Genomic DNA, 13621 nt, shown 5'->3' on the forward strand with positions numbered 1-13621 from the left:
CCGTCTCTTCTTCACCGGGCCATCCTCCGACGTGGACGCGACCTGTCGCCCGCGCCGGAGGAGGCCGCCGATCAGTTGCCGAGCGTGACGTGCAGAACGCGCTCGTTGCTGTTGTTCGGGGTGCTGTCCTTGTCACCCTGGTTGGTGGTGGTCAACCACAGCCCTCCGTCGGGAGCGGGCTCCACCGTGCGTAGCCGGCCGTAGGTGCCACTGAAGTACGTCTGCACGTTCGTCAGGCTGCTGCCGCTGATCGCCGCGCGATACATGCGGGCACCCCGCGCGCAGGCCACGTAGAGCGCGTCCCGCACGATCGTGATGCCGGAGCAGGATCCTTCCGCGGTCGGGTAGGTGCGCACCGGCGCGATGAACCCGGCGGTGCCGCAGGTGCCACTGGTGCCCTCGCACGCCGGCCAGCCGTAGTTGCCTCCCCGGGTGATCAGGTTGGTCTCATCCATGATCGAGTTGCCGAACTCCTGCTCCCACAGCCGGCCCTGCGAGTCGAACGCCAGGCCCTGCGGGTTGCGGTGACCGTAGCTCCACACGTAGTTGCCGAACGGGTTGTCCGAGGGGACGGTGCCGTCCGGGTTGAGGCGCAGGACCTTGCCTTCGAGCGCGGAGCGATCCTGGGCGTACGCGCCGTTCTGCGCGTCGCCGGTGCTGGCGTACAACTTGCCGTCCGGGCCGAACCGCAGCCGACCGCCGTCGTGGTACTTGTTCCGCCGGATGCCACTGACCAGCACCTGCTCGCTGGCGGTGTTGAGGCGGCCGTTCTCAGGCGGATCCGGACGACGCGGTTGTCGCTGGGCGAGGTGTGCATGATGTACAGCCAGCGGTCGCTGCTGAAGCTGGCCGAGATGGCGAGGCCCAACAGGCCGCCCTCACCGTCGGTGCTCTGCACGTTCGGCACCGTGCCCAGGTTGGTCTTGACCCCGGTGGTGGGGTTGAGCTGGATGATGTCGTGCGCGTCCCGGCGGTTGTACAGGACGCTGCCGTCCGGCAACGTCACCAGTCCCCACGGGATGTCGGTGTCGGTCGTGACCTGTCGTACCCCGCACACCGGGTTGCCGCACGCGGCGCCGGTGGTCACCGTCGTGGTGCTGCTGCGCGGCGAGACGTTGTCCTGCGCGTCCCGGGCGACCACGTAGTACTGGTACGCGGTGTTCGCCGCCAGACCGGTGTCGGTGAACGTGGTGGCCGGGGGCGCGCCGGTGACCGTGCCGACCTTCACGCCGCCGCGGTACACGTCGTACCCCCGGACCCCGATGTTGTCGGTCGACGCCGTCCACCGCAGCGTCACCGTGGTGCCCGCCGCGGTGCCGGTGAGCTGTGTCGGCGCGGTCGGTGCCTGCGTGTCGGCCTGACACGGCGGCGGCGTGATCGAGACGGTGGTGCCGGCCTGCGACACGTTGCCGGCGGCGTCGCGGGCGTTGACGTACAGGACCTCAGCTTGATCTTTAACCCTCTGAGGTCCTGCGGGGACCCCGAACGATCACGGAAGCAGCCCTTGGTTGATGATCTTCTTGTCTAGGGAAGAACATCAATAACCAAGGGCTGTTCTGGTGATCAGTGTGCATGACCGTGGTTCGGCTGATGCCGTTGGGGACCTGGACCGGTTCCGGCGGGAGTTCTACGACTGCTTGACCGCTCGGGCTGACGCGTTGTTCGACCTGACCGACGCGGTGTTGTGCGCCGACGGGCCGGTCCGGTCGCTGGTGGAGTTGTCGCTGGTGGGTGAGCACCGCCGGGGTCACGGGGCGTTGTATGACGCCCTCGCCTGCGGGAAGTTGGACATTGACCGGTTGCGCACCGCTCTCGCTGGGGTGCCGCTGCCCCGGGCAGCTGACGGCCGTCTCGTCCTGGCGGTGGACATCACCTGCTGGCTGCGGCCGGACGCGCACACCTCACCACAGCGGATCCTGTGTCACACCTACGGACGCGGCAAGGATCAGACCATCATGATCCCGGGCTGGCCGTATTCGATGGTCGTGGCCCTGGAGTCGGGCCGTAGTTCGTGGACCGCACCGTTGGACGCGGTGCGGCTGGCGCCTGGCGACGACGCGGCCACGGTCACCGCTGGGCAGCTGCGAGACATCGTGGGGCGTCTGATCGCGGCCGGGCAGTGGCAGGCTGGGGACGCGGAGATCCTGGTCGTGGCCGACGCCGGCTACGACGCGCCCCGACTGGCGTTCCTCCTGCGTGACCTGCCCGTGCAGGTCCTCGCGCGAATGCGATCGGATCGGGTGCTGCGTCGGGCAGTGCCGCCTCGGCGGCCGGGAACGGTCGGCCGTCCGCCCCGCCACGGCGGCGAGTTCGTCTTCGGTGATCTCGCCACCTGGGGTGAGCCGGACGCGGCCACTGTCGCCGACACCCGTCTCTACGGCACGGCGTGGGCCCGCGCCTGGGACCGGTTGCACCCTCGGTTGACCCACCGATCCGCCTGGACCGCCGCGGCTAAAGTACTGCCGGTCATCGAGGGGACCGTCATCCGCCTGGAAGTCGACCACCTACCCAGCGGCGCTACACCGAAGCCGGTGTGGCTGTGGTGGTCCGGCGTCGACGCCACCTCGGATGACGTGAACCTGCTCTGGCAGACGTTCCTACGCCGCTTCGACATCGAACACACGTTCCGCCTGTTCAAACAGACCCTCGGCTGGACCTGCCCGAAGATCCGCACCCCGCAAGCCGCCGACCTATGGACCTGGCTGATCCTCGCCGCCCACACCCAGCTCCGTCTGGCCCGCGCCCTCGCCGCCGACCTGCGCCGCCCCTGGGAGCAACCCGCACCACCGCAGCGCCTGTCACCCGCCCGCGTCCGCCGAGGGTTTCGGCACCTCCGCGCGAAGGCGACCTGCCCGGCCGGTGCACCCAAACCCGCCCGGCCAGGCCCGGGGCGACCACCCGGCCGCCGCAACACCCACCCCACCCCGCGATACGACGTCCACATCGCGACCACCACGAACGCCAAAACATCGGCCACAAAGAAGACGAAGACTGTCAATCCCCGGCCACGCCGCACAGGTTAAAGATCAAGTTAGGCGACGTGCTCGCGCTGGCAGTGCAACGCGTCCGGGACGACCTCATGGGCCGAGTCCTTCATGCCCTGCTCGCGGGGATGGGCAGGGGTGCTCGCGAGCAGGCTCTTCTGTGACCTTCCCTGGCGGTGAACCTTCACGGGGTAAATCCACGTTGTATCAATGAACCCCGTTCCCCCTGGCAGTCGTCGGAGTACCCCCAAGTGGCCGGTTCGAGAAGGATTCCCTCGCGGGCGCTACGAGATTGAACACCAGGGACGGGCCTCAACCGCACTAGGAGGAGAAAAGTATGCCCGCATCAGAAATGGAGAGAATTCGGCTCCCCGGGCTCATCCACGGATATGTCGACTATCATAAGAATACCCCCAGGCCCGACCAGATGTCGGTTTGGATATTCAGAGAAGAACCCAGAATCGAATTTGGGGTATTTCGCGATACGATGGCTGGGCTTGAGAATCAAGAGATCTTTTCCGGTCTGCCAGATGAAACTAAGCAATATATTGTAGAGACGCTGCAATTGCCGGTGCCCGCCCATCTACGGCCGGCCCCTCGAAGTGCGCCGTCTTCTTCTGTGGTGCCGTCTGCTGCGTCGGTGTCGGCGGGTTATGGGGGGGCGGGGTATTCGGCTTACGCTCCGTCTTCTTCTGTGGTGCCGTCTGCTGCGTCGGTGTCGGCGGGTTATGGGGGGGCGGGGTATTCGGCTTACGCTCCGTCTTCTTCTGTGGTGCCGTCTGCTGCGTCGGTGTCGGCGGGTTATGGGGGGGCGGGGTATTCGGCTTACGCTCCGTCTTCTTCTGTGGTGCCGTCTGCTGCGTCGGTGTCGGCGGGTTATGGGGGGGCGGGGTATTCGGCTTACGCTCCGTCTTCTTCTGTGGTGCCGTCTGCTGCGTCGGTGTCGGCGGGTTATGGGGGGGCGGGGTATTCGGCTTACGCTCCGTCTTCTTCTGTGGTGCCGTCTGCTGCGTCGGTGTCGGCGGGTTATGGGGGGGCGGGGTATTCGGCTTACGCTCCGTCTTCTTCTGTGGTGCCGTCTGCTGCGTCGGTGTCGGCGGGTTATGGGGGGGCGGGGTATTCGGCTTACGCTCCGTCTTCTTCTGTGGTGCCGTCTGCTGCGTCGATGTCGGCGGGTTATGGGGGGGCGGGGTATTCGGCTTACGCTCCGTCTTCTTCTGTGGTGCCGTCTGCTGCGTCGATGTCGGCGGGTTATGGGGGGGCGGGGTATTCGGCTTACGCTCCGTCTTCTTCTGTGGTGCCGTCTGCTGCGTCGATGTCGGCGGGTTACGGGGGGGCGGGGTATTCGGCTCCCAGCCATTCTCGTCCTTCTCGCCAGCGTGAGATAGCCGCTCCATATCCACAACGCACGCTAAATTTGGCGGATATAGCTCGTTCGAGGAGTAGCGCCCCAACGCCTGCAAGCGCACCAAACAGGGAGGGAGCTAGCTACCCCGCATACGGATCGGTCCTCCGAAACACCAACCCGTATCCACGGGCAGCATCTCCACGGCATTAAGGCCCGGCGTAGTTTCAGCCCAGAATCAAACGGTAACGCTGGTCAACCGGTCGTCGGCACAGGCTGCCCCGCCATCCTGCGGGCTCGGCTCTGACCAGCATTGCTGTTGGTTCTTCCCTGGGCGACTGATCAGGTTCTCGTCGGCGGGTTGGCTTGATCTGCGCTGTCTGGCCTGGATCATGGTGGGCTGTCTGGAGCGCCGTCCATCGTCGAGTTGCTTGAGCGGCTTGCCGGGTTGGAGGCGCGGAGAGAGTTGGAGCGGGACAGCACTGGATTGCGGGCGGAGAACGCGGTGTTGCGGGCGGAGAACGCGGATCTGCGGCAGGGCTATTGCGTTGTCGGGTAACTGCTGGTCATGGCGGTGATCAGGTCGTGTGATCGGCGGTTGGCTTGGCGGGTGGCTCGGGCGATGTTGGTCGCGCCGGTGGTGCGGTGCCAGCCGATCGCGGTGTTACGTAGCGTTGCGATGGCGGCGGGTCCGGTGCCTGTCCGGGCTTGGTGGAGGTCTTCACGGAACGTCACGTCGCGTACGTGATGGATCTTGTTTTCGATGTGCCAGAGAGTGGCCCGACCCTTGACACCCCGTGACTAGTCAGGTGGTCGCTGCGGCGGTGGGTAGCCAGGGGCGGCCGGCGACGAGTTCGGTAAGGGCGCTCATAATGAGCCATTTTCATCCTGCGTGGCGGTTCGCTTCGACGTGGTGCAGGACGAGGGTGGCCTGGACGATCGCGGTGGCTCGGCGTGGGCAGGATCGCAGCTTGACCAGGATCTTCCAGGTCTTGAGTGTGGCGATCGCTCGTTCTCCGCGGGCGCGGATCTTCGCGTGGGCCCGGTTCACGGCCTTCTGCCTGCGTGACAGCTTTGGCCGGAAGCGGCGCGCCGCTTGAACGGGGTGCGGACACTACTGTGGGCGCCCTGGTAGCCCTTGTCGGCGAAGGTCATCACGTCCGCGCTGGTCAGGGCGTCGATGATGCCGTGATGGCGGGCGGCGCTCAGGTCGTGTGCCGAGCCGGGCAGTGCCGGTGATGCCCACACGAGCCGGCCGGCGGCGTCGGAGATGACCTGCACGTTCACACCGTGGCGTTTGTGTTTGCCGCTGTAGTAGGGCTTCTGCTCGGCGATCCGGTCGATCGGGATCAGCGTGCCGTCAAGGATCGCGTACGCCAGTAGCCGGATGCGTCGCATCGCGGTGTCCAGGTCGTCGGCTGCCGAGCTGAGCAGGGCTACCGCCTCCTGGACGTAGCGCCAGGCGGTGGCGACGCCGATCTCGAAGCCGGCCGCGAGTCGGGTGTAGGTGTCGCCGTTACGGAGATGGGCCAGAGCCAGCAGCGCCTGCCGGCCGGGTGCGAGGCGGCGCCATCGTGATCGGCGCTGCTGACGGTGACCGCGGATGCGTTCGGCCAGGTGGTTCAGGGTGCGGCTGGACAACGGAATCGTGGCGGGGTAGGACAGCATGGCGAGGCTCCCGATGGGGGCTTCGAGTCTTGGTCGACAGCTGTCCTACCTGGAGCCTCGCACCCATCGATCACCGGGCCCACCGCACCCGCACCCGCCCTGACCTGCAAGATCAGCTTGGAAAAGGCTCACTGGTAACCCGTCGACCGAGGCTTACACCGGCCCCATTGACCTTTCCCGCCCGCACTTCGTGGGCGTCGGTGGGTCGGCCATGTCTGGACTGGCCCGGCTGCTGGCCGAACTGGGTCACCAGGTCAGCGGCAGCGACCTGAACGACTCCGCCACACTTGCGGCCCTGGCCGTCGTGGGCGTGCGGGTGCACGTGGGGCACGACGCCTCCCAGGTGCAGGGCGCGAGCTGCGTCGTCTACACCACGGTTGCCCAAAACGCGCCGGAGATCGAGGCGGCCCGTGCCGCCGGTATCCCGGTGGTCCACCGGGCGCAGGCTCTCGACGCGCTCAGCGCCAACCGGCGGCTCGTCGCGGTCTCCGGCTCACACGGCAAGTCCACCACGACCGCCATCCTGGCCCACATCCTGCGCACCCTCGGCGAGGATCCGACCTACCTCATCGGGGCTGACCTGACCGGCCCGGGCTCTGGCGCCCGTCTCGGCGGGTCTCGCCTGCTGGTCGCAGAGGCCGACGAGTCGGACCGATCGTTCCACTTCCTCACCCCGTCGATCGCCATCATCACCAACGTCACTGACGACCACCCGGAAAACTTCGTCAACCACGCCGCAGTGATGCGTGCCTACGTCGAGTTCGGCTCCCGGATCGTTCATCACGGGTTCCTGATCGTGAACGCTGACTGCGTCGGCGCGAACGTGGCCGCCGAAGTCATCGCTGACGAGCGACCTGACCTGACGGTGCTGCGCTACGGCCGGAGCCGCACGGCCGATATCTGCCTGCTCGATGTGCACGCGGAGGGGTGGAGCGCTTCGGCGTCGGTCCGGATGCCGAACGGGACGACGGTGCGGCTGACTCTGCCGACCCCGGCGGCGCACCACCTGGAGAACGCGGTTGGGGCCGTGGCGTGCGCGGTGGCCCTGGGCCTGGACCCCACCCATGCGGCGGGCGCGGCGTGCACCTTCTCGGGGGTACGCCGTCGCTTCGAGCACGTCGACACTCGGGCCGGCGTGACGGTGGTCGACTCCTACGCCGACCATCCGAAGGAGATCGCCGCCGACCTGGAAGCCGCGCGCACCTTGGCTCGCGGCCGGGTCATCGTGGTGTTCCAGCCGTCCGGGCATGCCCGGGTGCTGGCTTTCAGTTCGCGGATCGGCCGGCTCCTGGCGGACAAGGCCGATTACGTCCTGCTGCTCGACGTGCACGGCACCGTGCCTCAGGTGCGGCCGGCGGCCGACGCAACGGTCATCGTGACTCACTTGCGTGACGGTCAATACTGCCTGCCGCTTGGCGCGGATCATGTGGCCCGGATCGTCGGGGGGATGGCTGGTCGCGGTGACGTGGTGCTGACGATGGGCACCGGTGATGTGACCGGCTACGGCGCGGTGATCCTGGACGCCCTGAGCCAGCGTTCCGAGGTCGCGTTGTCCGCGTGATCCCTACGCCTGGGCGGTGACAGCGCCGGGTTCCTCGATCAGCTTGTCCGCAAGCGCGAGGAGCCCGGCGCTGTTCGAGGCCTTCACCAACACGACATCGCCCGGTCGTACCCCCCTGCGCAGCAGTTCCCACGCCTGCGCCACGTCCGCGGCGCGATCAACCACTGTGCCGCTGCCGGCGGCCCCGGCGGCGTACTGGTCGGCGTCCGTCCCGCCAATCGCCACCAGCCAGCCGGCGCCGATCTCGGCCACCTGCTGGCCGATCTCGCGGTGCACCTGCGGGGCGTGCTCGCCCAACTCGGCCATCTCGCCCAACACGACGACTGCCCGCTGACCGTCTCTCGTCATGCCGTGCAGGGCGCGCATGGCGGCGCGCATGGCGTCGGGCGCGGCGTTGTAGGCGTCGTTAATGATCGTCACCCCGTCCGCGCGGGTGGTGACCTGCATCCGGCCTGGCGACACGGCCTCGGCGCGAGAAACTGCCTCAGCCACGGCCTCGATTGGGTGGCCCAGCCCGAGAGCGACGGACGCGGCAGCAAGGGCGTTGGACGCCTGGTGCAGCCCGTAGAGGCGCAACCGCACCTCGGCGGTCTGGCCGTCGTGCACGAGCCGGAAGCTGGCGCGGCCCAGCCCGTCCAATGTCACGTTCTCGGCCCGCACGTCCGCCGGGTTGTCGATGCCGTAGGTGAGTACGCGGGCGCGGGTGCGGCTCGCCATCGCGGCGACCAACTCATCATCGGCGTTAAGCACCGCGAGACCGCCGTCGTGCGTTGCGGGCAGCGCTTCCACGATCTCACCCTTGGCCTGAGCGATGTTCGCCACCGAACCGAACTCGCCCAGGTGCGCGTGCCCGACACGGGTGACGACGCTGACGGCGGGCGGGGCGATGCGGGTCAGGTAGGCCACGTGTCCGATGCCGCGTGCGCCCATCTCCAAGACGAGATAGTGGGTGCCGTTGGCGGCGCGGGTGACCGTGTACGGCAACCCAAGCTCGTTGTTGTTCGATCCACGGTTGGCGACGGTCGGACCGAACACCGGAAGCACCTGCGCCAGGATGTCTTTGGTCGATGTCTTGCCTACCGAGCCGGTCACACCGATAACCGTGGTCTCGGGCAGCCGGTCGACCACCGCGCGGGCGAGGCGTCCGTAGGCGGCAGGCACGTCCTCGACGACCACCGCCGGCACCCCGACCGGTCGTGACGCCAGCACCGCTACCGCACCGGCCTCAACCGCCTGGGCGGCGTAGTCGTGCCCGTCGACGCGCTCACCCGGCAGCGCCACGAACATCCCGCCGGGCTCCACGCGCCGGCTGTCGAACACCACCGGGGCCGTGACGATCACCGTGTCGGGGGCGTCGTGGACGGCTCCGCCGATCGCGGCTGAGATCTCTTCGAGGGTCATCGGCAGCACGAGGTGAACCTACCGCGCCGGACCAATACTGTGCCCGATCCATCGGCCGGTGTTGCTGAGATCAAACCCGGGGGGAGGTACCTGTGCGCCCGGCAGGGTTCGAACCTGCGACCTTGGGATTAGAAGTGGTATTCGCATCGGCGGCTGTGGTTTCACAGGCTTCCTGAGCTGCGTAGAACCCTTCTACAGTTGCTCTGTATTGCCCTAACGGCCCGCGGTTCCGCACCACGCGTGGCACCACGGGCCGTTTGCGGTAGCAAGCCTTCTAGGTGGACGGGGATGCCTGCGGAACTGGTGCGGACGACGATGGAGCAGTCGGGTTGCTGCTCTCACTCGGGATCGGGTCTCCCGGCACTGGCTTCGGCTTGCCGCTGACGCAACTGTCGACGAAGAACTCCTTGATCTGATTCAGGAAGCCTTCCCGGTTGTCGTAGCTCTCGACGTTGGGCGCGTCGTTGTCGTTGAGCCCTTCGTAGGCGCGTTCGCACCGCTCCTTATCAATGGTGGACTCCTGGCTCTTGATGAGGGCGTGGGTATCGGCGCCGCGCTGAGCCACCGTGCGTAGGTACTCCATCCGCTCGTCATACGAGGCTGACTTGACGCACGCGGCGAGGGAGGCCGTCAGGGAGAGGGCTAGCGCGGTCACTGCTACGGAGCGTGTCTTCATGGGCGCGGAGTGTATCAACGCCTTTTGATGTCCGGTGCCCCTGGGAGGTGCTTCGCCTGCACTCGCTCGCCGGCTGTCATCGTGCACCGGAAACGCCTACGGGGCTTGCTGAGAGCGCCGGTGGTGGGCGTTCTTGCTGGGCCAGGGTCATTTAGAGGTTGGAGCGGGCGTATCGATGAGGGCTATAGCGTGGCCCGCTGAGAGCGTCGTAGGGCCAAGATCTCGCGCGGGTTGGTGTTAGGTGATGTGTCGGGTCGGCTCGTGGGCTCTCAGCGGGCCGGTCTGCGCGGATCGGTCGCGGTGGTCGGCGCTCGTTGCGGGAGGGGCTGAACCATCTCCGCATCTCCGGATCTCCGCAAACATGCCTGTGAGCTGGGCGAATGCTTGCGGAGATGGTCGGAGGTGGTGAGGGGTCATCTCCGCAAAGAGCCGGGATCTCCGCAGTTGGTTGCGGAGATGCGGAGATTGATGTTCCTCTTGGTTCGGATCTCCGCAGGGTGTTTCCCCTGGTGGTGAGGGGTCGGTGCGGCGTTGCGGAGATGCGGAGATGGTTCAGCGGGTTTCACCCTTCGTGCTGCTCGACCCAGAACACGGACCGGTCGCCCCGGTCGTTGCGGCCGGCGCGGACGACGTGCTCACCGCGCCACCGTCCGGCCTGCCCGGTGAGCAGTCGGCCGAGTTGCAGCGGGTTGGGTAGACGGCCGTTGTGGGTGGTGATGAACTGCCCGTCCCACGGGTCGTTCACGTCGCTGCCGAGGTGCATCGGCTCGCCGTCTTGCCGCAGTTCGGCGGCGGTCATCGCACGGCCGCCGTGGCGGTCGTGCCAGCAAGTGAGGAACGCGCGCCAGCGCGTTTCGTCTTCATCGATCTCACGAATGTCGGCCGCGTTGGTGAGGAACCCGTCGATGCCGTGATGGGCGAGGAACCCGCCGAGGGCTTGCGCCCACGGGGTGAACTGCCGCATCGACAACCCGCTTACTCGGGGCGCTCCCCGGCGTGTCCAGTCAAGCACCAGCACCAGCAGATGCCACAGCACGGTGAGTTGGTTCGCCGGGTCGGTGATCCACTGGTCAAGGTGCGGGATACCGAACCCGCGCTGGTCGCGCAGCTCCGGGCGGGGCATGTCCGGGTCGAGGCGCACCCGCACCGTCCGGGAAGCCATGTCCCCACCAACCTGAAGGTTGTTGCCGGTAGCCATCCACAACCGATCGTTGACGGTCGCGACGTTGCGCGACGCACCTAACTGCCGGTCGGACCACACACCGGAGGTCACGAGCTGGGCGAGCACGGCGGAGTCGATGACGGTGCCCTCGGCCAGGTTGTCCCAGATCACCACGCCCACCTGCTCGGCCAGCACCGCCGTGATCGACTTGCGCAACTCTTCGTCCGAGTAGGCCCAGGTCATGACCCGCTGCCCGTAGAGCATCCCCGGCCCGGCCGTCAGGATCGTCTTACCCGATGACGGCATGGTCGCGTCGATCAACGCGAACGGCGTCAGGGATCGGGTGAAGTGCCGCAGGATCGGCGTGGCCAGCAGCGCCACGTAATTGGCCCGGTCGGCCGCGGAAGCCCACGGGAAGTCCCGCAGGAACCGGCCGAGCAGGAACGCGCGCGCCTCGTCGACCTGCTCCGGGGTCGGTTCGTCCGGCACCGGGGGTAAAGCCACCTTGGACGCCAGGTAGAGGCCGGTCGCCGGGTCGTAACCGGGCTGCTGGAGCAGGGTGCCGTCCCGGCGCAGCACCGGGGCACCGATGATCCCGCGCAGCGGCGGCACCCCGGGCCACGTCTTGCCGGCCAGCACGGACGACAGGATGTCCCGAGGTGGGGTCACTTCGTCTTCGTAGACCTCGGGGTCGCCGGTGTCGCTCTTGCGGGTCTTGAGCCGGTACACGTAGGCGTGCTCGGCCAGCAACCCGGCCAACCCGGCAGGGTTGACCATGCTGGCCGACACCGGCAGCGGAGAGTCCTCGTCAGCGGCGGTAGCCAGCCCACCGGACACGGCTTCCATGTGCACGAGCGAACCGGCGGATACGTAGGTGTCGGGTAGCAGCCCGTCGACCAGCGCCGCTTTGAGGACGCGGATGGTTTCGGGGCCGGAGCCGATCTGCAACCGGGTTGTCATGCCGCTGCCCTCCCTACCCCGGCGAGGGTGCGCGGGTTGTTCGCTCCGGTACGCAGCCCGGACGCGATCGTGCGCGCGATCTCCCCGCCGGGCAGGCCGAGCGAGAGCGCGGCCGGTTCCAACACGGCGGTCACGTCGGCGTCGGTAAGCGCACCCCCGGCCACGAGCTGGCCGAGCGCCACCGCTGAGGCGAACAGGGCGTGATTGCGCTGCCCCTCGGGCGCGGCGGTGAGGTGCGCGACCTGCCGGCGGATCGCGGCGGCGAGGTACGCGCCGCGCCGGTCCGGCGGCAGCGCCACCGGGGCAGGCCGGTACGCGGTGCGCAGGGCGGGGGCGAGCAGCCCAGCCAGCCACGCGGGCAGCGGCGCGGGGTCGCAGTCCAACGCCACCGCGTACGGGTGCCCGGCGGCGGTGCTTGCGGCGCCCACGACGTAGCCACCGTGCGCGCGGGTGTCGACCTTCCACCCGAGCCCGCCCCGGTCGCCGGTGGTGTTGCGCAACGCCGGTCCGGCGGGGTGGCGGTAGTAGAGGTGACTGCCGCCGCTGGCCGTGGTCACGGTGTACGTGGCGTCGATCCCGCCATGCGCAGCGGCGAGGGTGGCGAACACGTCGAGGCCGTCACACGCCCCGGCCCACCGTGGGGGCGGGGTGTCGTCGGCGTGCTTGGGCACGTCGAGGTCGACCACGACCAGCCCGGACGGGCCACACGCGATGCCGATCCCGTAGGGGCGGGTCGACCACGCCCGGCGGATGCGCGCGGGGTCGGTGGTGGCGCGTTCCTCCCACCCGACGTGACGGCCGGCGGCGCGGCAGCGCGGATCGGTGCGGGGGCAGTGCCCGGCGGTGCAGCGGTTCGGGAACGCGGGCCGCTTGGCCGCATCCGGGTTGTCGGGCTGATCGTCGGGGCGCAGCGGGAAGACGTGCCAGCCGCGCGCAGCGTGCGCGAGCGCGGCGGTCAACAGGTCAGACATCGGGCATCTCCCAAGGCTCGGGGGGATAGGTCAGGCCGGGCGGCGGGCGGCGCGGGCGGCCGTGAGGTCGATCAGCGCGCCGCCGGTGGGCCGCTGCCGCCCGGCGGTGACGCTGAGTCGCAGATAGAGCCGGTAGCGGCCGGTGTCAGTGCCGGTCAGCGTGTGGCGGGTGCCGCGCTGAACCACGTGCCCGGCCTCGGCTAGTGCGTCGGTGGCGGCGTTCAGCTCGGTGGGCGTGCCGATGAGCCACACTTCGAGGCCGTTGAGGCTGGGCATCAGGCGGCCCGCCTCGGTCGGGGCCGGGCCGCGATGGCGGCGCGGGTGACGGCCTGGCGCAGGTCACCGAGCAGCCCGACCAACTGCCGTCGCGCCGCCAGTTCGCCCGGTGCGAGCGCGACCCTGACGCGCACCTCGGCGTGCTCCCGCCCGGTCGCGGTACGCACCCGCACCAGCACCGCGCGGGAGCGACCGGCAACGTCGACAAAGATCTCTTCGGAGCGGTGCTCACCGAGGCCGCAGCGGTGGTCCTTGCCGCACCACTCGGTGTGCCCGTCGCGTGGTCGGCGGTTCATCGCTTGGCCGCTTGGTACTCGTCTTTGATGTGGTTGATGGCGTGCCGGCCGACGCGCAGCCGCAGCCCGGTTCCGGCGCAGCGGCGGCACTCTCGCCGCAGCCGGCCGAGCGGGGAGCGCTTGCGGCCGGTGCCCTTGCAGGTGCGGCAGCGTCCGAACGGCGCGGCCACACACAACGCGAGGTAACCGAGCGTGAGTGCGGCGAGGATGAGGCAGGGGGCGGTGGCTAGCAGGTCGCGGGGGTCCATGACAGCCTCCAGGGCCGGTTTTCGGGTGTGGTTGGGGGAGGCCGCTAGATGCCTAGCGTCCTGATCACGGTTG

11 protein-coding genes and 2 pseudogenes are annotated in these 13621 nt (G+C 68.5%); 2 read left to right on the top strand and 11 right to left on the bottom strand.

Features of this window, described 5'->3' with window-relative positions:
- Nucleotides 1-71 precede the first annotated feature (71 nt).
- Nucleotides 72-740, bottom strand: coding sequence for a PQQ-dependent sugar dehydrogenase (locus tag O7620_RS00500; protein WP_278121186.1), 669 nt, complete (start codon nt 738-740; stop codon nt 72-74).
- Nucleotides 741-823: 83 nt separating this feature from the next.
- Nucleotides 824-1405: pseudogene (locus O7620_RS32015) on the bottom strand (PQQ-dependent sugar dehydrogenase); the annotation flags it as partial.
- A gap of 154 nt (nt 1406-1559) precedes the next feature.
- Between O7620_RS32015 and O7620_RS00515 the strand changes: the two are divergent.
- Nucleotides 1560-3023, top strand: a complete 1464-nt coding sequence (locus tag O7620_RS00515) for an NF041680 family putative transposase (protein WP_278121188.1) — start codon at nt 1560-1562, stop codon at nt 3021-3023.
- Nucleotides 3024-3031: 8 nt separating this feature from the next.
- Here O7620_RS00515 and O7620_RS00520 read toward each other — a convergent pair whose 3' ends face one another.
- The gene (locus O7620_RS00520; protein WP_278121189.1) at nt 3032-3172 is read right to left on the bottom strand and encodes a hypothetical protein; all 141 of its coding nucleotides are present in this window, start codon (nt 3170-3172) and stop codon (nt 3032-3034) included.
- 2040 nt (nt 3173-5212) lie between these two features.
- Nucleotides 5213-5997, bottom strand: a pseudogene (locus tag O7620_RS00525) (transposase family protein).
- Nucleotides 5998-6187: 190 nt separating this feature from the next.
- On the opposite strand from O7620_RS00525, the gene murC reads away from it, so the two are divergent.
- Entirely contained in the window at nt 6188-7558 is a 1371-nt protein-coding gene (gene murC / locus O7620_RS00530) for a UDP-N-acetylmuramate--L-alanine ligase (RefSeq protein ID WP_278121191.1), read from the top strand.
- Nucleotides 7559-7561: 3 nt separating this feature from the next.
- Here murC and murF read toward each other — a convergent pair whose 3' ends face one another.
- From murF to O7620_RS00565, 7 genes are all read right to left on the bottom strand, one after another.
- Entirely contained in the window at nt 7562-8959 is a 1398-nt protein-coding gene (gene murF / locus O7620_RS00535) for a UDP-N-acetylmuramoyl-tripeptide--D-alanyl-D-alanine ligase (protein WP_278121193.1), read from the bottom strand.
- A gap of 274 nt (nt 8960-9233) precedes the next feature.
- Nucleotides 9234-9635, bottom strand: a complete 402-nt coding sequence (locus O7620_RS00540) for a hypothetical protein (protein WP_278121195.1) — start codon at nt 9633-9635, stop codon at nt 9234-9236.
- A 562-nt stretch (nt 9636-10197) separates the two neighbouring features.
- Nucleotides 10198-11757, bottom strand: a complete 1560-nt coding sequence (locus O7620_RS00545) for a hypothetical protein (protein WP_278121197.1) — start codon at nt 11755-11757, stop codon at nt 10198-10200.
- Nucleotides 11754-12728, bottom strand: a complete 975-nt coding sequence (locus O7620_RS00550) for a bifunctional DNA primase/polymerase (protein WP_278121198.1) — start codon at nt 12726-12728, stop codon at nt 11754-11756. Before O7620_RS00550 ends, O7620_RS00545 begins: the two co-directional genes overlap by 4 nt.
- A gap of 30 nt (nt 12729-12758) precedes the next feature.
- Entirely contained in the window at nt 12759-13004 is a 246-nt protein-coding gene (locus O7620_RS00555) for a hypothetical protein (protein ID WP_278121199.1), read from the bottom strand.
- Nucleotides 13004-13300, bottom strand: a complete 297-nt coding sequence (locus tag O7620_RS00560) for a hypothetical protein (RefSeq protein WP_278121200.1) — start codon at nt 13298-13300, stop codon at nt 13004-13006. The genes O7620_RS00555 and O7620_RS00560 overlap by 1 nt, the downstream gene beginning before the upstream one ends.
- Nucleotides 13297-13548, bottom strand: coding sequence for a hypothetical protein (locus O7620_RS00565; protein WP_278121202.1), 252 nt, complete (start codon nt 13546-13548; stop codon nt 13297-13299). The genes O7620_RS00560 and O7620_RS00565 overlap by 4 nt, the downstream gene beginning before the upstream one ends.
- Nucleotides 13549-13621 lie beyond the last annotated feature (73 nt).

It is taken from the genome of Micromonospora sp. WMMD710 (assembly GCF_029626045.1).
Classification (GTDB): domain Bacteria; phylum Actinomycetota; class Actinomycetes; order Mycobacteriales; family Micromonosporaceae; genus Micromonospora.

Excerpts from the sequence above, each read along its gene's own strand:
- O7620_RS00540 (WP_278121195.1), bottom strand. The coding sequence starts at position 9,635 with ATGAAGACACGCTCCGTAGCAGTGACCGCGCTAGCCCTCTCCCTGACG.
- murF (WP_278121193.1), bottom strand. The coding sequence starts at position 8,959 with ATGACCCTCGAAGAGATCTCAGCCGCGATCGGCGGAGCCGTCCACGAC.
- O7620_RS00565 (WP_278121202.1), bottom strand. The coding sequence starts at position 13,548 with ATGGACCCCCGCGACCTGCTAGCCACCGCCCCCTGCCTCATCCTCGCC.
- O7620_RS00545 (WP_278121197.1), bottom strand. The coding sequence starts at position 11,757 with ATGACAACCCGGTTGCAGATCGGCTCCGGCCCCGAAACCATCCGCGTC.
- O7620_RS00555 (WP_278121199.1), bottom strand. The coding sequence starts at position 13,004 with ATGCCCAGCCTCAACGGCCTCGAAGTGTGGCTCATCGGCACGCCCACC.
- O7620_RS00550 (WP_278121198.1), bottom strand. The coding sequence starts at position 12,728 with ATGTCTGACCTGTTGACCGCCGCGCTCGCGCACGCTGCGCGCGGCTGG.
- O7620_RS00560 (WP_278121200.1), bottom strand. The coding sequence starts at position 13,300 with ATGAACCGCCGACCACGCGACGGGCACACCGAGTGGTGCGGCAAGGAC.